This window comes from Aeromicrobium camelliae, from assembly GCF_003850045.1.
GTDB classification, from domain to species: Bacteria; Actinomycetota; Actinomycetes; order Propionibacteriales; family Nocardioidaceae; genus Aeromicrobium; species Aeromicrobium camelliae.
The window spans coordinates 15,932-36,555 of the sequence record NZ_RQJX01000007.1 but is presented as its reverse complement, the minus strand read 5'-3'; the positions used below and the strand labels follow the sequence as shown (position 1 = coordinate 36,555).

Sequence of the window (20,624 nt, the reverse complement as noted above, 5' to 3'; positions counted from 1 at the left end):
GCCTGCTTCGTCGGACGTCAGCAGGTCTCGTCGAGATTCTCGGCGTGGTTGGCCTTGCGCGGATCCTTCACCGCAGGGTTCGGATCGGCCATGCCCAGGCTCGACGACACCATGACCGCCGTCGCCTCGGGACGCCCCTCGGCGACCGCGATCGCGTCGCTGACCATCCGGCGGACCTTGTCGTAGTCGGGATTGCCGGTGTAGATCTCCGGCGGGACGAGCGAGACGGACGAGACCGGTTCGTTGCGGGTCTTGAGCGCCAGGTCCATGAACACGTTGAGGTCCTGACGCGGGATGTTGGTGTGGATCATCGCCTGGCTGGAGTCGGCGATCTTCTGCATGTTCATGACGACCTTCTGCGGGCTCAGCTGCTGCACCATGGCGTTGAGGACGCACTTCTGGCGGCCCATCCGGGACCAGTCGTCGTTCTCGACCCGGCTACGGGCGTACCAGAGCGCCTCGTATCCACTCAGTGTGCGCTCCCCGGGCTCGATGTACCCGCTGATCGGGCTGCCGATGCCGTCGATGGCGGTGCGCTCGCGCACGTTGACGGTGACGCCACCCACTGCGTCGATGAGGTGCTCGAAGCCCGCCATGTCGACCAGGGCGTAGTAGTTGAGTTTGAGGCCGGTGATCTCCTCGACGGCGTCCATCGTCGCGTCGATGCCCGGGTCCTCCTCGCCGAACAGGTCCGCGTGGTCCTCCGCCCAGGTGTTGACCGCATTGAGGTAGCAGCCCTCGCAGTCGAAGCCGTCGGGGAACTCCTTGTCCATGACCGATCCCTCGGGGAACGGCACGTCCTCGAGGTTGCGGGGAAGGCCGATGAGCACGGCGCGACCCGTGTCGGCGTCGATGCTGGCGACGTTGATCGAGTCCGGGCGCATCCCCTCGCGGTCGTCGCCGGAGTCGGAACCGAGGAGCAGGATGTTGTAGCGCCCTTCGTGCGGCCCGCTGGACGAGGTCGAGGCGAACACCGCCCCCGCGAAACCATCCATGACCGAGACCGCGTGCGCGGCGAAGAACATCGCACCGGCCACGGCGAAACACAGCACGCCGTTGAGGCCTGCGGACAGCGCGAAGTGACCGCGGCGCATCTCGCGCGGGCGCCCGAGGCGCCAGGCGTCGACGAGCAGCGCGGCCCAGGCCACGGCACCCGCGATGAGCAGCCAGCGTCCCAGCGTGAGCACTGTGCCGTTCGTGCCGATCTCGAACAGCATCGAACGCGAGGTGAGGGACACCAGCACGAGCAGCGCGATGAGTCCGAGGACGCCCAGCCACACGCGCACCGCGATGCGGCCCACCGCCCGGTTGCCGTGCACCAGCTGGGCGGAACCGGGCATGACGAGGGTCATCAGCGCCAGCGTGAGGGCGCGACGGAACTGGATACGGGCGGAGGCGCCGGCGGGATCGCCGTAACTGCCTCCCATGACGCTGTAGCGCACGTTCGACATCGTTGTCCTTACGGTGGGGAAGGGTCCGTAGGTCCGTCTCAGTATCGAGGCAGCGCTCGCAGCCGTCATCGTGACGCGCCGACCGCGTCACCGTTTTCTCCGGCGTTCCCCGCCCTCGGGTACCTTCATCGCATGTCCCCCGACGGTCGCGACGACTTCGATTGGCTCTACGAGGACGAGCGCCGCACGCGCTCGTCCCCGCCTCGGCCGTCCCGTCCGTCGAACGACCTCCCGCCCCCGCAGCTCCCGCCGCCAGGCAGCCGCGCTGAGGCCCCGTCGGGCCCGCGCAAACGACGTGGCAAGGCGCGGTATCTGTGGCTGATCCTGGTCGCGTGGATCGCGTTCCTCGTGGCCGTGCCGTTCATCGCGTGGGGTCAGGTCACCAAGGTCGATGCGACCCCCGAGGGTGACCGGCCGTCGCGTCAGCCCGGCCGCACCTTCGTCATCGTGGGATCGGACGCCCGGCCCGACGACACGGGCCGAGGCCGCACGGACTCGATCCTGCTGCTGCACACCGGCAGCGGTCCCAGCGTGCTCACGTCGCTGCCCCGCGACTCGCAGGTCGACATCCCCGGCTACGGCCGGACCAAGATCAACGCGGCGTACGCGTACGGGGGACCCCCGCTGCTCGTCCAGACGATCGAGCAGAACACGGGGCTGCAGATCGACGGTTACGTCGAGATCGGCTTCACCGGCCTCGTCGACGTCGTCGACGCCCTCGGCGGCATCGAGATCTGCCCGAAGGAGGCCCTGCAGGACGCCGACTCCGGGCTGGACGTCCAGGCCGGGTGCCAGACGGTGGACGGCGACACCGCGCTCGCCTACTCGCGGAACCGCAAGTCCTACGCCGCCGGTGACATCGCCCGCGGAGAAGCGCAGCGCGAGGTGATCGGTGCGATCGGTGCGAAGGCGCGCTCACCGTGGACGGTGCTCAACCCCGTCCGCTACTACGGGGCGGCCGTGCAGACCGGCGAGTCGCTCGCGGTCGGCGACGACGTCTCGCTGTTCTCGTTCGTGCGGTTCGCGTGGTCGCTCTCGGGCGCGATGGGCGGTAACGGACTCAACTGCACCGTGCCCATCGCCGACATGCAGGTCAACTGGGACTCCACGCGCGCCCCCGCGTTCTTCGAGCACCTCGCGAACGACACGACCGATCAACTCGGCGACCTGTGCACCCCCAACGGCCTCCCGCCGTCCTGATCAGGAGGCCGTCGGCGGGCGCTCAGAGTTCGGACTGGATGCCCGCCAGCAACTGGCGGGCCATGACGATGCGCTGCACCTGGTTGGTGCCCTCGTAGATCTGGGTGATCTTGGCGTCGCGCATCATCCGCTCGACCGGGTAGTCGCGCGTGAAGCCGTAGCCGCCCAGCAGCTGCACGGCGTCCGTCGTCACCTGCATCGCGACGTCCGAGGCGAACGCCTTCGCCGCCGCTCCGAAGAAGGTGAGGTCCTTGTCGCCGCGCTCGGAGCGGCCGGCCGCCGCGTAGGTGAGCTGGCGGGCGGCCTCGATCTTCATGCCCATGTCGGCGATCATGAACTGCAGACCCTGGAAGTCGCTGATCGGCTTGCCGAACTGCTGACGCTCCTGGACGTATCCGAGCGCGTAGTCCAGCGCGCCCTGGGCGACGCCGACGGCCTGGGCGGCGATCGTGACGCGGGTGTGGTCGAGGGTCTTCATCGCGATGGCGAACCCCTCCCCCTCCTGACCGATCATGCGGTCCTCGGGGATGCGTACGTTGTCGAAGTACACCTCGCGGGTCGGCGAACCCTTGATGCCGAGCTTGCGCTCCGGTGCACCGAAGGAGACGCCCTCGTCGGACTTCTCCACGACGAAGGCCGTGATGCCCTTGCTGCGCTTCTGCGGGTCGGTCATCGTCAGCACGGTGTAGTACTCGGATTCGCCGGCGTTGGTGATCCAGCGCTTGGTGCCGTTGATGACCCAGTGGTCGCCGTCGCGCACCGCCCGCGTCTTCTGGTTGGCGGCGTCGGAGCCCGCTTCGGGCTCGGACAGGCAGTACGAGAAGCCGCCGTCGCCGGCGGCGAGCTTCCCCAGGTACTTCTGCTTGAGCTCCTCGTTGCCGCCGATCTGCACCGGCAGCGACCCGAGCTTGTTGACCGCCGGGATGAGCGAGCTGGACACGCACGCGCGCGCGACCTCCTCGATGACCAGCACGGTGGCGAGGGCGTCCGCGCCGGGTCCGCCGTACTCCTCGGGAACGTGCGGGGCGTGGAAGCCGCCCGCGACGAGGGCGGCGTGGGCCTCACGGGGGTAGCGGGCCTCCTCGTCGACCGCGGCGGCGTACGGCGCGATCTTCGCCTCGGCGAGTGCCCGCACGGTCTCGCGGATCGCCTGGTGCTCTTCGCTCAGTGCATAGAAATCGGTCACCGCTCGATCCTAGGACGTCCGAGCTTCTCCTCGGCCGACCGGCCGGTAATGAGGCGAAGATCACGCCCTCTCCCGGTGGGGTCCGGCGTGTCGCCGGGCGAGAATGGCAGATGGCCCACCACCCGTGGGTCACCCACTGTGACGCAGGAGTGATTCTCGCTTGTCCACCCAAGCCAACCTCCCGGAACCCCGCAGCACCCAGCAGCCCGCACGCCAGACGACTGACGTCCTGCTGATCGGCGCGGGCATCATGAGCGCGACCCTCGGATCGCTGATCAAGTCGCTGGAGCCGGACTGGTCCGTCACGCTCCTGGAGCGCCTCGACGGCCCCGCCCGCGAGAGCAGCGATCCGTGGAACAACGCGGGCACGGGTCACTCCGCGCTGTGCGAGCTCAACTACACGCCGCGCCTGCCCGACGGTTCCGTCGACGTGTCCAAGGCGCTCAAGATCAACGAGCAGTTCCAGCTCTCGCGTCAGCTGTGGTCGTACGCGGTGGAGAACGGCCAGCTGGGCGACCCGTCGACGTTCATCAACCCCATCCCGCACGTCAGCTTCGTGCGCGGCGAGGAGAACGCCGAGTACCTGCGGGCCCGCTACGACGCCCTCGCCGCCAACCCGCTGTTCGAGGGCATCGAGTACATCGACGACCGCGACGAGTTCGCACGTCGCCTGCCGCTGATGGCCGACGGCCGCGACGAGAACGAGACGGTCGCCCTCAACTGGAGCGAGCGCGGCACCGACGTCGACTTCGGCGCACTGACCCGTCAGCTGCTCAGCGACCTCGAGCAGCGCGGCGCGGACGTCCAGTACGGCCGCCAGGTCAAGAACCTCAGCCGCGACACCGACGGCACCTGGGCCGCGAAGGTCAAGGACCTGCGCACCGGCTCGGTGAGCACCGTGCGGGCGCGCTTCGTCTTCGTCGGCGCCGGCGGCGGCGCCCTGCACCTGCTGCAGAAGGCCGGCATCGAGGAGATCAAGGGCTTCGCGGGCTTCCCCGTGAGCGGTCAGTTCGTCCGGTGCCTCAACACCGACATCGCCTCGCAGCACCGCGCGAAGGTCTACGGCCTCGCGCCCGTCGGTGCGCCCCCCATGTCGGTCCCGCACCTCGACACCCGCGTCATCGACGGCCAGCAGAGCCTGCTGTTCGGCCCCTACGCCGGCTGGTCGCCCAAGTTCCTCAAGAACGGTTCGCTGACCGACCTCGCCCGGTCGATCCGCTTCAACAACGTCATGCCGATGCTCGGCGTCGGCATGACGTCGATGCCGCTGGTCAAGTACCTCGTCCTCGAGGTGCTCAAGTCGCAGCGCAGCCGCATCGAGGACCTGCACGCGTTCGCGCCCACCGCGCAGTCGGAGGACTGGGAGCTCATCACGGCGGGCCAGCGCGTCCAGGTCGTGCGCAAGAAGGGCCGTGGCGGCAGCCTCGAGTTCGGCACGTCGATCATCAGCGCGAGCGACGGCTCGATCGCCGGCCTGCTCGGCGCGTCGCCCGGCGCCTCCACCTCGGTCGCCGCGATGCTCGAGGTCCTCGAGCGCTGCTTCGGCTCGCAGCTCGAGGCCTGGAAGCCCAAGCTCAAGGAGATGGTGCCGTCCTACGGCGTCTCCCTCTCGGAGAACCCGAGCCTGCTGGCCGACCTGCGTTCCTGGACGGACCGCACGCTCAAGCTCACCTCGCAGGACGAGCAGGCCGCGCAGCGCTGAGCCCGAACGTTCCTCATTGCGGTGCGGGAAGGTCGGCGAACACCTCCGACAGGTGGCCGCCCCAGCTCATCGGCTGCAGCGGGCCGACGAAGATCGCCGTCGCCGCGTCCTTCGTGAGCTCGCGGAGCTGCGTGCCGTCGTCGAAACCGTTGTCGATGCAGTCGGAGTAGTGAAGCGCGACCTCGCGCGACACCCCGTCGGCCCGCACGTGGAGCACGATGACCTCCGCCGGATCGCCGTGGAGACACTGCTCCGGCGCGTTGGGACCGCTTCCCTCGGGCGCCTGGGCGATCGCCTCGACCAGCTGCTGCGCGGCAGGCCCGGACAGCAGCTGCGAACCGAGGAGCGTCGCGCCCGAACCATCGGCGTCGACGATCCCGTAGCGGCACACGCTGACGTCCTCGACCTCCGAGGGGGCCGGCAACCTCCCCGCGCCCGCCGGGCGCCACGATGCGTCGCGCGCCGCCGGGTGAGCGGCCGCGCAACCCGCCGCGTCGACCTCGGCCGCATGCACGGTCGCGGCGATGCGCTCGCGGAGGGCCGGATCGGCAGTCTGAATGATGACGTGCGCGTCGCCGATGGTGACCACCTCGCGGTCGCCACCGGTGGCCCCGGCGGCAGCGCCGCGCGCCGCTGACTCGAACGCCACGACCTCGCCGGTGTTCGCGACGAGCGTCTCCGGCGACGGACTCCCCTCGCCGAAGCAGCCCACCTCCGTCGCCGGGCCCGGGCGGCCCACCGCCGGCGCGGCACCGTCGAATCCCAGGCACCACTGTCCGAGCCGCTGTGAGCCGGAGGTCCAGCCCCAGTCGCCGGGAACGGCGAGCTGGACACCGCGGTAGGACTCCCACCGCCAGCCCTCGGGCAGCGGCACCTCGGGGACGGCCGGCGAGGCCGCCGCTGCGGGCGGAACCGGGTCGTGCGGTTCGGTCCCGCACGCGGCGAGGCCGAGCGCTACGACCGAAGCGAGGGTGAGTCCGGCGATACGCATGAGGTCACCCTGGCACAGCGACGGGCGCCGCCACCACCGGTGTGCGAACGCGAAGGAGCCCCCGCCGGACGACCGGCGGGGGCTCCTTCGCGAGGACGCGATCAGGGCTTGGCGAGCGCACCCATGAGGTCGCGGTTGAGCCGCGAGATGACGTCCAGCGGGATGCCCTTGGGGCAGGCCGCCGTGCACTCACCGATGTTCGTGCAGCTGCCGAAGCCTTCGGCGTCGTGCTGCTCGATCATGTTGATGACGCGCGAGTCGCGCTCGGGCTGGCCCTGCGGCAGCAGACCGAGGTGAGCGACCTTGGCCGCGGTGAACAGCATCGCCGACCCGTTGGGGCAGGCCGCGACGCAGGCGCCGCAGCTGATGCACGTGGCGGCCTCGAAGGCGCGGTCCGCGTCCTCCTTCGGCACCGGGGTGCTGTTGGCCTCGGGGGCCGAGCCGGTCGGCGCGGTGATGTAGCCGCCGGCCGCGATGATGCGGTCGAACGCGCCACGGTCGACGACGAGGTCCTTGATGACCGGGAAGGCGCCCGCTCGCCACGGCTCGATGTCGAGGACGTCGCCGTCCTTGAACGTGCGCATGTGCAGCTGGCAGGTCGTCGTGACCTCCGGCCCGTGCGCCTCGCCGTTGATCACGACGCCGCACGACCCGCAGATGCCCTCGCGACAGTCGGAGTCGAACGCGACCGGCTCCTCGCCCTCGAGCGTGAGCTTCTCGTTGAGCACGTCGAGCATCTCGAGGAACGACATGTTCTCGTCGACCTCGTCGAGTTCGTACGAGACCATCGTGCCCTTGGCCTCGGCGTTCTTCTGACGCCAGATTCGAACGGTGATCTTCACTTGTAGCTCCTGGCCTTCATCTCGACGTATTCGTACTCGAGCGGTTCCTTGTGCAGGATCGGCTTGTCGTCGCTGTACTCCCATGCGGAGACGTACGCGAAGTTGGCGTCGTCGCGCAGCGCTTCACCGTCCTCGGTCTGGCTCTCGGCGCGGAAGTGGCCGCCGCAGGATTCGCGGCGGTCGAGCGCGTCGATGCACATGAGCTCACCGAGCTCGAAGAAGTCGGCCACGCGGCCGGCCCGCTCGAGCGTCTGGTTGAGTTCTTCGTTCTCTCCCGTGACCTTCACGTTGGTCCAGAACTCGGCCTTGAGATCGCGGATCAACTGGATGGCCTTCATGAGGCCTTCCTCCGTGCGCTCCATGCCGCAGTAGTCCCACATGATCTGGCCGAGCTCCTTGTGGAAGGAGTCCACGGTGCGCGTGCCGTTGATGCTGAGGAACGTGTTGATGCGCTCCTCGACGGCCTCACGCGCCTCGACCACGGCGGGGTGGTCGTCGGCGATCTTCTCGAAGGGACCGTCCGCCAGGTAGTTGGCGATCGTGTAGGGCAGGACGAAGTAGCCGTCCGCGAGACCCTGCATGAGCGCCGACGCACCGAGTCGGTTGGCGCCGTGGTCGGAGAAGTTCGCCTCGCCGGCCACGAACAGGCCCGTGAGGTTGCTCTGGAGATCGTAATCGACCCAGAGGCCACCCATCGTGTAGTGCACGGCGGGGTAGATGCGCATCGGCTCGGAGTAGGGATCCTCGCCGGTGATCCGCGCGTACATGTCGAAGAGGTTGCCGTACTTGGCCTCGACCGCATCGCGACCCATGCGCTCGATGGCGTCCGCGAAGTCCAGGTACACGCCCAGACCGCCGGGGCCCACGCCCTTGCCCGCGTCGCACTGGTACTTCGCGGCGCGCGAGGCGATGTCGCGGGGCACCAGGTTGCCGAACGAGGGGTAGATGCGCTCGAGGTAGTAGTCGCGCTCGTCCTCGGGGATCTCGCTGGCCGGGCGAGTGTCACCGGCCTTCTTGGGCACCCAGATGCGCCCGTCGTTACGCAGCGACTCGCTCATCAGCGTGAGCTTGGACTGGTACTCGCCCGACACCGGGATGCAGGTCGGGTGGATCTGCGTGAAGCACGGGTTGGCGAAGTACGCGCCCTTGCGGTGGGCGCGCCACGTGGCGGTGACGTTGGAGCCCATCGCGTTGGTCGACAGGAAGAACACGTTGCCGTAGCCGCCGGTGGCGAGCACGACCGCGTCGGCGGTGTGCGTCTCGATCTCACCGGTCACGAGGTCGCGGACGATGACGCCGCGGGCCCGGCCGTCGACCATGATGAGCTCGAGCATCTCGTGACGGGTGTTCATCGTGACGGTGCCGGCCGCGATCTGACGCTCCAGCGCCTGGTACGCGCCGATCAGCAGCTGCTGACCCGTCTGACCGCGGGCGTAGAACGTGCGCGACACCTGGACACCACCGAAGGAGCGGTTGTCCAGCAGGCCGCCGTACTCGCGGGCGAACGGGACGCCCTGCGCGACGCACTGGTCGATGATGTTCACCGACACCTGCGCGAGGCGGTAGACGTTCGACTCGCGGGCGCGGAAGTCGCCGCCCTTGACGGTGTCGTAGAACAGCCGGTAGATGCTGTCGCCGTCGTTGCGGTAGTTCTTCGCCGCGTTGATGCCGCCCTGGGCCGCGATCGAGTGGGCGCGGCGCGGGCTGTCCTGGTAGCAGAACGTCGTCACGTTGTAGCCGGCCTCGCCGAGCGTTGCGGCTGCCGAAGCGCCCGCCAATCCGGTGCCGACGATGATGACGTGGAGCTTGCGGCGGTTGGCCGGGTTGACGAGCTTGGCGGAAAACTTGCGCTCGTCCCAGCGCTTCTCGATCGGCCCGGACGGAGCCGCGGTGTCGTGGATCTCGTTGCCGACGACGTGGTAGTCGCCGATCATCTGTTCAGTCATGAGTGAGCCCTTCAGCCGGTGATCCCGAGCAGGATCGCCCACGGGGGAAGCAGGAATCCGATGGTGATGACGGCCGAGACGAACCACGACAGCGGCGTCAGGCGCGAGCGCAGCCGCGTCGAGCTGTAGTTCTGGCCGAGGGTGGTCAAAGCGCTCCAGATGCCGTGCCACAGGTGCAGGCCGACCGCGAGCACCGCGATGGTGTAGGACACCGTCACCCACCAGATCTCGAAGCCGTTGACGACCCGCTCGTACGGGCTGTCGGAGGCACCGCCGGGCGCCACGACGTTGGCCGTCAGGTGCAGCAGGTGGTAGACCACGAACAGGATGATGATGATGCCGCCCCACCGGAGCGTGAACGACGCGTAGCTGCGCTGGAATCCGCGGGCGCCCTTGGAGGTGTGGTACCGCTTGCCGCCCTGGTAACCGCTGGCGGCGCGGTTGCGGCGCCACAGCGTGATCGCGGCCCACGTGTGGACGACGATCGACGCGACGAGCGCGACGCGGATGATCCACAGCAGACCCTCGTACGGGAGGATCGGCTCACCGAAGGTGCGGATGTGGTGCGAGTATTCGTCGAACTTCTGCTGGCCGGCGAACACCTTGAGGTTGCCGTACATGTGCAGGATCAGGTAGCTCACCATGATGAGCCCCGATACCGCCATGGCGTACTTCGTCGCGACCGTCGACCGCGAGGCCGGGACGCGCTTCTTGATCACTGGGGTACTGGCCACCTGCCCACACTAAAGCGAATCTTCCATTCTGGCTAAGTCCAAGTAAGGCCGACTTTCATAGAGAATGGGCATGGCAGACTGGGTGGGTGCAGTTGCAGCAGCTCACCTACTTCGTCGCCGTGGCCGAGGCGCGGCACTTCACGCGGGCCGCGGACGTCACGGGCGTGTCGCAGCCCACACTGTCCAAGCAGATCCGGTCACTCGAGAACTCGCTCGGCACCCCGTTGTTCGTCCGCACGCGGTCGGGAGTCGACCTGACCCCGGCGGGTGAGGCGCTGCTGCCCCACGCCCGCCGCATCGTCATCGACGTCGCCAACGCCGAGCGCTCGGTGCACGAGGTCGCCCACTTGCGCCGGGGCCGTGTACGCCTCGGCGCCACCCCGTCGGTCATCGACGGTCTCCTGCCCGACGTGCTGCGCGACTTTCGGCGCGACTACCCCGAAATCGAACTGGAGATCCACGAAGCCGGCTCGCGCGTGCTGACCGACCAGCTCCTCGCCGGTCGTCTCGACATCGCCGTGCTCATCGTTCCCTTGGCCACCCGCTCCCCCGACATCGAGACGCACCTGGTGTTCCGCGAACGGCTGGTCCTCGCGAGCCCGCCGGACGACCCCCGGCCCGAGAGCATCCGCGTGGCCGACCTGTGCGACCTGCCGCTCGTGATGTTCCGCGAGGGCTACGACCTGCGCGACGTCACCGTCCGGGCCTGTGCTCGCGCCGGCTTCGAGCCCCGGTTCGCGGTGGAGGGCGGCGAGATGGGCGCCGTTCTGCGCTTCGTCGAGGCGGGGCTGGGCCATGCGGTGGTCCCCGAGATCGTCATGTCCAGCCGCGGCGATCTGCACCGCTCGTGGATCGAGGACCCGCCGCTCACACGCGAGGTGGCCGTGGCCCACCGCGACGCGGGCTCGTTGCCGCTCGCGGCGCGCGCGTTCCGCGAACTGCTGCTCGACAGTCTCGGCGCCGAGCACTGACCGGTCAGCTGAGTCGGAAGGACCGCTCCGGCATCCAGCCCTGCACCTCGTCGTGGAAGTAGAGGCTGAACTGCGAGACCTCGAACGAGCAGCGGAAGTCGCTCAGGTCGTCGAACGCGCGGTCGAGCGCTTCGTCGTCGAGGTGGTGCGCGACGGTCACGTGCGGGTGGAACGGGAACTGGGGCTCGGGGAGATCCACCGCGTGACGGATGGCCTGCGCGAGCAGCTCCGTCACCGAGATGCCTTCGGACACGGCCACGAACACGACCGGCGAGACCGGGCGGAACGTCCCTGTGCCCTTGAGAGTCATCCGGAACGACGGGATGATGGCCGCCACCTGGGTGAGCGCCTCGACCAGCCGGCCGAGCTGTGCGTCGTCCACCTCGGTGGGCGGCACCAAGGTGACGTGACTCGGCACGGTCTCGGCCATGACGTCGCCGTACGAGAGCCGCTTGGCGCGCAGCTGCTCGCCGAACGGTTCGGGGACGGCGATCGCGACGCCGATGGTGCGCATCACTTCGCCTTGACGAAGCCCGACCGTTCGTACACCAGCTCGAGCGTCGGCGCCGCGACCGCGCGAGCGCGTTCGGCGCCGAGCGCGAGGAGCCGGTCGAGCTCGGCGCGGTCGCCGAGCAGTTCACGAGTGCGGTCGCCGAAATCCGCGACGAGGTCGGCCACGATGTCGGCCAACGCGACCTTGAGATGCCCGTACTGCTGTCCCGCGTATTCGCCGACGATGTCGTCGACCGAGCGGTCCGTGAGCGCCGAGTAGATCGTCAGCAGGTTGGAGATGCCGGGCTTCTGCTCCGGGTCGAACCGGATGTCGGTCCCCGAATCGGTGACCGCCGAGCGGATCTTCTTGGCGGCCTTCTTCGGGTCGTCCATGAGGTTCACGACGCCGGTGGGGCTCGAGAAGGACTTGCTCATCTTTCCGGAGGGGTCCTGCAGGTCGTAGATCTTGGCGACGTCCTTGACGATGTGCGGCTCGGGCACCGTGAAGGTCTCACCGAAGCGGTGGTTGAAGCGCTGCGCGAGGTTGCGGGTGAGCTCGACGTGCTGGCGCTGGTCCTCGCCCACCGGGACGCGGTCGGCCTGGTAGATGAGGATGTCCGCAGCCATGAGGATCGGATAGGTGAAGAGGCCGACGCTCGCCGACTCCGCGCCGGTCTTGGCGCTCTTGTCCTTGAACTGCGTCATGCGGCTGGCCTCGCCGAACCCGGTGATCCCGTTGAGCACCCATGCCAGCTGCGCGTGCTCGGGGACGTGGCTCTGGACGAACAGTGCGCTGCGCTCGGGGTCGACGCCGGCCGCGATGAGCTGCGCCGCGGCCACGTACGTGCGCTCGCGGAGCTGGACCGGGTCGTAGTCGACGGTGATGGCGTGCATGTCGGGAATGAAGTAGAACGCCTCGAACTCGTCCTGCAGCGCCACCCACTGCCGGAACGCCCCGATGTAGTTGCCGAGATGGTACGAGTCGGCGGTCGGCTGGGCGCCGGACAGCACGCGGGGTCGTCCAGATGCGGGCATGTGTGCATTCTGCCAGCCGTCGATGAACGCGCCTGCGTAGGCTCGGAGGGTGAACGAGGTACGTGAGTGGCGGGTGCCGGGTCGGGTCAACCTCATCGGCGAACACCTGGACTACAACGGCGGGGCTGTGCTCCCGATCGCGATCGACCGGGCGCTCTCGATCAAGATCCGCGTTCGCGACGACGGCGCCGTCAACGTCTGGAGCGGCGGGCGCCGCGCCTCGTTCGCCGCGAGCGTCGCCCCCGGCGACGTCACCGACTGGTCGTCCTACGTGGCCGCTGCCGTGTGGGCGAGTCGCGAGGCCGGCATCGCGGTGCCCGGCGCCGACATCGTGGTCGAGTCGACGCTGCCCACCGGGGCGGGTCTGTCCTCGTCGGCCGCTCTCACCTGCGGCATCGCCGCCGCGCTGGACGAACTCGCCGGGACCGGCCGTTCCCGCGTCGAGCTGGCCCGGATCGGCCAGCGGGCCGAGTCCGACTTCGTCGGCGCGCCGGTCGGCCTCATGGATCAGCTCGCAGTGCTCTGCTGCGAGGCCGACCACGCGCTGCACATCGACTTCGCGGCCGATGAGCCGTCGCTCACGGCGGTGCCGGCGACGTGGCCCGCCGCCGGACTCGCCGTCGCCGTCATCGACACGCACGCCCACCACGAGCTCGCCTCGGGCGAGTACGGCGCGCGCCGCGACGAGTGCACCCGGGCCGCCGAACAGCTGGGCCTCTCGCTGCTCGCCCAGGCGCAGGTCGACGCGGTGCTGAAGCTCGAGGACGACGTCCTCAAACGCCGCACGCGGCATGTGGTCACCGAGAGCGTGCGGGTCCGTGGCGCCGTCAAGGCGCTGAACGCAGGCGAGTGGACGCAGTTCGGCACGATGCTGACCGCCTCGCACGAGTCGCTGCGCGACGACTACCAGGTCAGCAGCCCCGAGCTGGACGTGGCCGTGGAGTCGGCGCTGGAGTCCGGTGCGCTCGGTGCCCGGATGACCGGGGGCGGTTTCGGTGGCAGCGCGATCGCCCTGCTCCCGGCCGAGGCCGTCGACGGCCTGCGCTCGCGCGTCGCCGCCCGCTTCGCTGCTCTGGACTGGGCCGCTCCCGACGTCTTCGTCGTCACGCCCACGGCCGGCGCACACCGCGTGAGACGCTAGGACCGTGAGCACGGTACGCATCGCCTATCAGGGTGAACCGGGCGCGAACTCGCACCTGGTCATCAAGCAGAACTACCCGGACGCCGAGGCCATCGCCTGCGCGTCGTTCGAGGACGCCTTCGCGCTGGTCGAGGCCGACGGCGCCGAGCTCGCGATGATCCCGATCGACAACTCCCTCGCCGGCCGCGTCGCGGACATCCACCACTTCCTGCCGACGACGAACCTGCACATCGTCGCCGAGCACTTCCTGCGCATCCAGTTCGCGCTCATGGCCACGCCCGGCACCACGCTCGACTCCATCAAGACGGTGCACAGCCACGTGCACGCGCTCGGCCAGTGCCGCCGGATCATCCGCATGCACGGCTGGACGCCCGTCATCGCCGGCGACACCGCAGGCGCGGCCCGCGAGATCCACGAGGCCGGCGACGTCACGCAGGCGGCCATCGCGCCGCCGCTCGCCGCCGAGATCTACGGCCTGCAGGTCCTCGCGCACGACGTCGAGGACGAGGCCCACAACACGACGCGCTTCATCGTCCTCTCCCCCGAGCCGCGGCGCGCTCCCCTGGGCAGCGGGCCCGTCGTCACGACGTTCATGTTCAACGTCCGCAACCTTCCCGCGGCGCTCTACAAGGCGCTGGGCGGATTCGCGACGAACGGCATCAACATGACCAAGCTGGAGAGCTACATGGTCGGCGGCGAGTTCATCGCCACCCAGTTCCTCGCCGAAGTCGAGGGACATCCGGAGGACCCGGCCCTCGCCCGGGCGCTGGAGGAACTCGGCTTCTTCACCACCGAGGTCAAGATCATGGGCGTCTACCCTGCCGACCCGTTCCGTTCCGCGTCCGCGTGAGCGCCCTCCTGTTCCCGTTCAACGTCCCGGTCCTCACCGACGGCGTCGTGACGCTGCGTGCCCACACACCCGACGACGTCGACCCGATGTGCCAGATGGCCAACGATCCACAGATGCGCCGTTGGACGGCGATCCCGGTGCCCAACGCGCGTGAGGACAGCGAGCGCTTCGCGCTCGAGGTCATCCCGGAGGGCTGGAACGCCGGCAAGGGCATGTTCTGGGCGATCGAGGCCGAGGGCCGATACGCGGGCAACGTCGATATCCGCGGTGACGGGCCGGTCACCGACATCGGTTTCGCACTGCACCCGTGGGCACGGGGCCGTGGCCTGATGCGGCGCGCGGTCGACCTCGCCGTCGAGTACGCCTTCACCGAGGGCGGCAAGGAAATCGTGCACTGGAACGCCCACGTCGGCAACGAGGCCTCACTACGTGTCGCCCACGCGTGCGGGTTCACCCTCCACGGCACGCAGCCCGGCCTCCTTCATGAGCGCGGCCGCATCATCGACGCGTGGACCGGTTCTCGCCGCTTCGGTGACCCGCCGGTACCGCGCACCCGCTGGACCAGCGCCGAGGTCGACGCCGGGCCGGTGCGGCTGCGGCCGTATCGCGAGAGCGACGCCGAGCGGTTGGTCGAGGCGTTCGCCGACCCGCTGCTGCGGCACTGGCTCGACGGCATCGCGAAGCCGTACACGTTGGCGGACGCCCGCTCGACGATCGCCAACGCGGTGTGGAAGGCGGCGACCGGCCAATCCTGCGTGTGGGTGGTGGCCGACCCGGAGACCGACGACCTGCTCGGCAACGTCTCGGTCATGGACCTGCGCGGCAATCCGTGGGACGACGCCGGAGAGATCGGCTACTGGCTGCATCCGGACGCGCGCGGGCGTGGGCTGATGACGGCTGCCGTGCAGGCCGCCGTGGAGTACGCGTTCGATCCGCAGGGGTTGGACCGGCGCCGGCTCACCTGTTACGCCGCTGCGGGCAACACCGCGAGCCGACGGGTGGCATCGGCCGCAGGGTTCGCCGCATTCGGCACTCAGCGCGCGGCCGAACGGCTCGGCGACGGCAGCTACGACGACCTCGTCGGCTACGAACTGCTGCGCTGACGCTCCCCGCGCGCTGTCCGCGCGCAGTGGCACACTGGCGAGAGTGACTGCCTGCTCGCCCTCGGACACGATCCCGTCCGTCGCCCCGGCGAGCCCCTGGCCCGCTCTCTGGGCGATGGTCATCGGCTTCTTCATGATCCTGGTCGACTCGACCATCGTGTCGGTCGCGACGCCGGCGATCCGCGACGCCCTCGACACCGACTACAACACCGTCATCTGGGTCACGAGCGCCTATCTGCTCGCGTACGCGGTGCCGCTGCTCATCACCGGCCGCCTGGGTGACCGGCTCGGACCCAAGCGCGTGTACCTGACCGGGCTGTCGATCTTCACGCTCGCCTCGTTGTGGTGCGCCCTGACGACGACGGTCGAGCTGCTCATCGTCGCGCGCGTGTTCCAGGGTCTGGGCGCCTCGCTCATGACGCCGCAGACGATGTCGGTCATCACGCGCACCTTCCCGCCGCACAGCCGTGGTCGCGCCATGGCGCTGTGGGGCGCGACGGCCGGGGTCGCGACGCTCGTCGGACCGGTGCTCGGCGGCGTGCTGGTCGATGCGGCGGGCTGGGAGTGGATCTTCTTCGTCAACGTGCCGGTGGGCGTCATCGGGTTCGTCCTGGCCTGGAAGCTCGTGCCGCAGCTGGAGACGCACACGCACTCGTTCGACTGGCTGGGGGTCGGGCTGAGCGCGGCCGCCATGTTCCTCATCGTCTTCGGCATCCAGGAGGGCGAGCGTTACGACTGGGGCACCATCACCGGTGTCGTCTCCGTGCCGTTGCTGATCGGCGCCGGACTTGTGGTCGGTGCGGTGTTCCTCTGGTGGCAGTCGCGCATCCGCCGCGAGCCGCTCGTCCCGCTCGCGCTGTTTCGCGACCGCAACTTCTCGGTGTCCAACGCGGCCATCTCCACCGTGTCGTTCTCCGTCACGGCGATGTCGTTTCCGTTCATGCTGTGGGCACAGTCCGTGCGCGGGTGGACACCCACCGAGTCCGGCATGCTGCTGATCCCGATGGCGGTGGTCACGGGCGTGATGGCACCGATCGTCGGCCGATTCACCGACCGCGTGGCGCCGCGGCTCCTGACCTCCGTCGGCTTCGGCGCGTCGGCGGTCGGGCTGGTGCTGATGAGCCGATTCCTGACGCCTGACAGCCCGGTGTGGGGGCTGCTGCTCGTCATGGCGCTCATCGGGTTCGGCAACGCCTTCCTCTGGTCGCCGCTCGCCGCGACCGCGACCCGCAATCTGCCGATGTCGTCGGCGGGCGCCGGCTCAGGGGTGTACAACGCGACGCGTCAGGTGGGCGCGGTGCTCGGCAGCGCGGCGATCGCCGCCGCCATCGAGAGCCGGCTCGCCACGCATCTCCCGCAGGCCTCCGGCGCCGGCGCCGAGGGCGCCGGCGCGGCCGCTCTCCCGCCGGAGGCGTTCGCCCCCTTCGCGACCGCGATGTCCGAAGCCGTCCTCGTTCCCGCCGCCGCCTTCCTCGTCGGCCTCGTCCTCGTCCAGCTCTTCACCCGCCCCACCCGCCCCTAGCCCCTCCGGCGCGAGATGTGGTCACTTTCGTGCCACGGAAGGGGCTCGGAATGACACGGAATCGACCACAAACGGGCTCGGGAGAACCAGCGGAACCACATCGTGGACATCACCGGCGCCGGGCCGAGGTAGCCCTGGTCGCGCAGCGCTTCGAAGACACGCAATGGAATGGTCTGCGGTTGGTCGAGGTCGCGGTCGTAGATGACGACCATCGTCCACCCCAGACGTTCGAGGTGCTCGCGTCGATCGCGGTCTCGTCGGCGTTGCGCATCGGATCTCTCGTGCCATCGCCCGTCGTACTCGATGGCAACCCGCCATGCGCGATAGGCCAAGTCCACTCTCGCCACGAATCGTCCTTCGGCATCGAAGACCTCAACGTTGCACGACGGCTCCGGCAACCGCGCAGTGAGGATCATGAGGCGCACGAGCGACTCCAGTGGCGACTCCACCCGCTCCCTGACCCAGCGCATGAGCCGGCGGCCGCGCTGAACCCCGTCGAGGTGATGGTCGCGGAGGTACTCGTCCAAGCGTTCGAGCGTGGTGAGCCCCTGGCCGATGAACCACTCAGCAACGACTACGTACCAGTGCCAGGGCAGCTTCGTGGCGAGGTCGACGATCGTTCGTTCCGGTCCCGTGACGACGACGCCTGCGACCTCGCGGCAACCGATCTGGTGTTTGCGCCGGTGCCACGCGATGCCGGGAACCCGCAGACGGAGACGCTGATTGGTCGACAGGTGGATCGGATGGCAGCCCGGAAGCTGGAGTCCCCAGAGCGCGAGAGCGGTGTGGTGGCTGACTACTGCTCCGGCGGGCGCGATGAGCAAGGCAGCTTGAGTCCAGACGAGCAGCGAAAGAGCCTGGGCGCGTACGACGTAGACGCCTCGAAACAGCTGCCGGAATCTTCGCCCTCGTAGCTGGGTGTCGGTGAGTCCTAAGGCCAGGGCGTGGCGTCGGGTGAACGGTCCTCGCCCCAATTCGGCGGGCAGATCTCGAGCTTGCGGCACGTCGCCAGCGTCGACCGGTGTTCAGCCCGAGCACCAGGCCGCTCGAGCGAGATGTGGATTCTCATCATCCGGAACGCAAGGGCGTGGAAAAACAAGATGTGGTCGGTTTCGTGTCACAAGAGCAGGCTCAAGTGACACAAAACCGACCACATCTCGGGCCGGAGGGCCTACAGGGAGGCGAGGGCCTCGTTGAGGGTGGGGCTGGGCCGCATGACGGCCGTCGCCTTCTCCACGTCGGGCTGGTAGTAGCCGCCGAGGTCGACGGGCTGGCCCTGGACGCCGAGCAGCTCGGCGTTGATCTGGTCCTCCTTCTCGCGCAGCGAGGCGGCGAACTGACCGAAGGCCTCGGCGAGCTCGGCGTCCTCGGTCTGCTTCGCGAGCTCCTCGGCCCAGTAGAGCGCGAGGTAGAAGTGGCTGCCGCGGTTGTCGATCTCACCGACCTTGCGGCTGGGCGACTTGTTCTCGTCGAGGAACGTGCCGGTCGCCCGGTCGAGGGTGTCGGCGAGGACCTGCGCCCGCGCATTGCCCGTCGTCTGCGCGAGGTGCTCGAAGCTCGACGCGAGGGCGAGGAACTCACCGAGGCTGTCCCAGCGCAGGTGGTTCTCCTTGACGAGCTGCTGCACGTGCTTGGGAGCGGAACCACCGGCACCGGTCTCGAACAGGCCGCCGCCGGCGATCAGCGGGACGATCGACAGCATCTTGGCGCTCGTGCCCAGCTCGAGGATCGGGAACAGGTCGGTCAGGTAGTCGCGCAGGACGTTGCCGGTGACCGAGATCGTGTTCTCGCCCTTGCGGATGCGATCGAGCGAGAACTGCGTGGCCTCGGCCGGCGCCATGATCTCGATCTGCAGGCCCTCGGTGTCGTGCTCGGGGAGGTACTGCTTGACCTTGGCGATGAGGTTGGCGTCGTGGGCGCGCGACTCGTCGAGCCAGAACACCGCCGGGTCGCCCGTGGCGCGAGCGCGGGAGACGGCGAGCTTGACCCAGTCGCGGATCGGCACGTCCTTGGTCTGGCAGGCGCGCCAGATGTCGCCCGCCTTGACGCTGTGCTCCATCAGCACGTCACCGGCGGAGTTGACGACGCGCACCGTGCCGTCGGCCGGGATCTCGAAGGTCTTGTCGTGGCTGCCGTATTCCTCGGCCTTCTGCGCCATGAGACCGACGTTGGGCACGCTGCCCATCGTGGCCGGGTCGAAGGCACCGTTGGCGCGGCAGTCGTCGATGACGGTCTGGTAGACCGACGCGTACGAGCTGTCGGGGATCGTGGCGATCGTGTCGTGCTCCTGGCCGTCTGGACCCCACATGTGGCCGGACGTCCGGATCATCGCCGGCATCGAGGCGTCGACGATGACGTCGCTCGGGACGTGCAGGTTCGTGATGCCGCGGTCGGAGTCGACCATCGCGAGCGCGGGACCGTCGGCGAGCGCGGCATCGATCGCCGCCTTGATCTCGTCCCCGTCCGAGAGCGCGTCGAGACCCGAGAGGATCGCACCGAGGCCGTCGTTGGGGCTGAGCCCGGCCTCCGCGAGCTGCTCGCCGTACTGGGCGAAGACCGGCTCGAGGAAGGCCTTGACGACGTGGCCGAAGATGATCGGGTCGGAGACCTTCATCATCGTGGCCTTGAGATGGATGCTGAACAGCACGCCGTCGTTCTTGGCCCGCGCGATGGCGTCGCGGAGGAAGGACCGCAGCGCGGCGACGTCCATGTAGGTGGCGTCGACGACCTCGCCGGCCAGCACGGGCACGGACTCGCGCAGCACGGTGGTCTCGCCGTCGGCGGTGACGAGCTCGATGCGCAGCGTGTCGTCGTTCTCGATGACCACGGACTGCTCGTTGGACTTGAAGTCCCGGTCGCCCATCGTCGCGACGTTCGTCTTGGAGTCGGCGCTCCACGCACCCATCGAGTGGGGGTGCTTGCGCGCGTAGTTCTTGACCGAGGCCGGTGCGCGGCGGTCCGAGTTGCCCTCACGAAGGACGGGGTTGACCGCGCTGCCCTTGACCTTGTCGTAACGGGCGCGGATGTCGCGCTCCTCATCGGTCTTGGGCTCGTCCGGGTAGTTCGGCAGCTCATAGCCCTGCGACTGCAGCTCGGCGATCGCCGCCTTCAGCTGCGGGATCGAGGCCGAGATGTTCGGCAGCTTGATGATGTTGGCCTCAGGACGCTTGGCCAGCTCACCCAGCTCGGCGAGCGCGTCATCGATGCGCTGTTCGGCCGGCAGCCGGTCCGAGAAGGCGGCGATGATGCGGCCCGCCAGCGAGATGTCACGGGTTTCGACATCGACTCCCGCCGTGGCCGCGTAGGCCTGGATGACCGGCAGGAAGCTGTGCGTCGCCAGGGCCGGCGCCTCGTCCGTGTGCGTGTAGATGATCGTCGATTCGCTCACGGGGCCCAACCTACCGCGCCTTCCGGGCCGGTCGCGCGGTGCCGTCGCGGATACCACGCGCGCGGGGGAA

17 protein-coding genes are annotated in these 20,624 nt (G+C 69.0%); 7 read left to right on the top strand and 10 right to left on the bottom strand.

What is annotated here, in order from left to right:
* Positions 1 to 17: 17 nt before the first annotated feature.
* Entirely contained in the window at positions 18 to 1,451 is a 1,434-nt protein-coding gene (locus EHW97_RS06855; protein WP_124236425.1) for an LCP family protein, read from the bottom strand.
* Between the two features lie 132 nt (positions 1,452 to 1,583).
* Between EHW97_RS06855 and EHW97_RS06850 the strand changes: the two genes are divergently transcribed.
* Positions 1,584 to 2,651, top strand: coding sequence for an LCP family protein (locus EHW97_RS06850; protein WP_124236424.1), 1,068 nt, complete (start codon positions 1,584 to 1,586; stop codon positions 2,649 to 2,651).
* Positions 2,652 to 2,673: 22 nt separating this feature from the next.
* On the opposite strand, the gene EHW97_RS06845 is transcribed toward EHW97_RS06850, so the two are convergent.
* Positions 2,674 to 3,837 (bottom strand): acyl-CoA dehydrogenase family protein, encoded by a 1,164-nt coding sequence (locus EHW97_RS06845; RefSeq protein ID WP_124236423.1) that lies wholly within the window; start codon positions 3,835 to 3,837, stop codon positions 2,674 to 2,676.
* A 160-nt stretch (positions 3,838 to 3,997) separates the two neighbouring features.
* Between EHW97_RS06845 and mqo the strand changes: the two genes are divergently transcribed.
* On the top strand, positions 3,998 to 5,539 hold the full coding sequence (gene mqo, locus EHW97_RS06840; RefSeq protein WP_124236422.1) for a malate dehydrogenase (quinone): 1,542 nt from the start codon (positions 3,998 to 4,000) through the stop codon (positions 5,537 to 5,539).
* Positions 5,540 to 5,552: 13 nt separating this feature from the next.
* Here mqo and EHW97_RS06835 read toward each other — a convergent pair whose 3' ends face one another.
* The 4 genes from EHW97_RS06835 to EHW97_RS06820 all read right to left on the bottom strand — a co-directional run bounded on the left by EHW97_RS06835 (position 5,553) and on the right by EHW97_RS06820 (position 10,052).
* Entirely contained in the window at positions 5,553 to 6,530 is a 978-nt protein-coding gene (locus EHW97_RS06835; protein WP_124236421.1) for a hypothetical protein, read from the bottom strand.
* Positions 6,531 to 6,631: 101 nt separating this feature from the next.
* Positions 6,632 to 7,372, bottom strand: a complete 741-nt coding sequence (locus tag EHW97_RS06830) for a succinate dehydrogenase/fumarate reductase iron-sulfur subunit (RefSeq protein ID WP_124236420.1) — start codon at positions 7,370 to 7,372, stop codon at positions 6,632 to 6,634.
* Positions 7,369 to 9,318 (bottom strand): fumarate reductase/succinate dehydrogenase flavoprotein subunit, encoded by a 1,950-nt coding sequence (locus tag EHW97_RS06825; RefSeq protein WP_124236419.1) that lies wholly within the window; start codon positions 9,316 to 9,318, stop codon positions 7,369 to 7,371. Before EHW97_RS06825 ends, EHW97_RS06830 begins: the two co-directional genes overlap by 4 nt.
* Before the next feature lie 11 nt (positions 9,319 to 9,329).
* Positions 9,330 to 10,052, bottom strand: coding sequence for a succinate dehydrogenase cytochrome b subunit (locus tag EHW97_RS06820; RefSeq protein ID WP_124236418.1), 723 nt, complete (start codon positions 10,050 to 10,052; stop codon positions 9,330 to 9,332).
* 86 nt (positions 10,053 to 10,138) lie between these two features.
* Between EHW97_RS06820 and EHW97_RS06815 the strand changes: the two genes are divergently transcribed.
* Positions 10,139 to 11,023, top strand: coding sequence for a LysR family transcriptional regulator (locus tag EHW97_RS06815; protein ID WP_124236417.1), 885 nt, complete (start codon positions 10,139 to 10,141; stop codon positions 11,021 to 11,023).
* 4 nt (positions 11,024 to 11,027) lie between these two features.
* On the opposite strand, the gene EHW97_RS06810 is transcribed toward EHW97_RS06815, so the two are convergent.
* Together EHW97_RS06810 and trpS are read right to left on the bottom strand one after the other, a co-directional pair.
* Entirely contained in the window at positions 11,028 to 11,537 is a 510-nt protein-coding gene (locus EHW97_RS06810; RefSeq protein ID WP_124236416.1) for a 2'-5' RNA ligase family protein, read from the bottom strand.
* Positions 11,537 to 12,550, bottom strand: coding sequence for a tryptophan--tRNA ligase (gene trpS, locus EHW97_RS06805; RefSeq protein WP_124236415.1), 1,014 nt, complete (start codon positions 12,548 to 12,550; stop codon positions 11,537 to 11,539). Before trpS ends, EHW97_RS06810 begins: the two co-directional genes overlap by 1 nt.
* A 49-nt stretch (positions 12,551 to 12,599) precedes the next feature.
* Here trpS and galK point away from each other — a divergent pair, with 49 nt between their 5' ends.
* The 4 genes from galK to EHW97_RS06785 are packed head-to-tail and all read left to right on the top strand — an operon-like array spanning position 12,600 to position 17,166.
* Positions 12,600 to 13,691 carry a galactokinase gene (gene galK, locus EHW97_RS06800; protein ID WP_124236414.1) on the top strand — a complete coding sequence of 364 codons (1,092 nt, stop codon included), beginning with the start codon at positions 12,600 to 12,602 and terminating at the stop codon, positions 13,689 to 13,691.
* A gap of 4 nt (positions 13,692 to 13,695) precedes the next feature.
* Positions 13,696 to 14,541, top strand: coding sequence for a prephenate dehydratase (locus tag EHW97_RS06795; protein ID WP_124236413.1), 846 nt, complete (start codon positions 13,696 to 13,698; stop codon positions 14,539 to 14,541).
* Positions 14,538 to 15,644, top strand: coding sequence for a GNAT family N-acetyltransferase (locus EHW97_RS06790; protein WP_124236412.1), 1,107 nt, complete (start codon positions 14,538 to 14,540; stop codon positions 15,642 to 15,644). The genes EHW97_RS06795 and EHW97_RS06790 overlap by 4 nt, the downstream gene beginning before the upstream one ends.
* A 43-nt stretch (positions 15,645 to 15,687) precedes the next feature.
* Positions 15,688 to 17,166 (top strand): DHA2 family efflux MFS transporter permease subunit, encoded by a 1,479-nt coding sequence (locus EHW97_RS06785; protein WP_341770283.1) that lies wholly within the window; start codon positions 15,688 to 15,690, stop codon positions 17,164 to 17,166.
* Here EHW97_RS06785 and EHW97_RS06780 read toward each other — a convergent pair.
* Both EHW97_RS06780 and EHW97_RS06775 read right to left on the bottom strand, forming a co-directional pair.
* A complete protein-coding gene (locus EHW97_RS06780) occupies positions 17,163 to 17,990 on the bottom strand; it encodes a hypothetical protein (protein WP_124236411.1) in 828 nt (275 codons plus the stop codon). The genes EHW97_RS06785 and EHW97_RS06780 overlap by 4 nt on opposite strands.
* A gap of 347 nt (positions 17,991 to 18,337) precedes the next feature.
* The gene (locus EHW97_RS06775) at positions 18,338 to 20,554 is read right to left on the bottom strand and encodes an NADP-dependent isocitrate dehydrogenase (protein ID WP_124236410.1); all 2,217 of its coding nucleotides are present in this window, start codon (positions 20,552 to 20,554) and stop codon (positions 18,338 to 18,340) included.
* Positions 20,555 to 20,624: the final 70 nt, after the last annotated feature.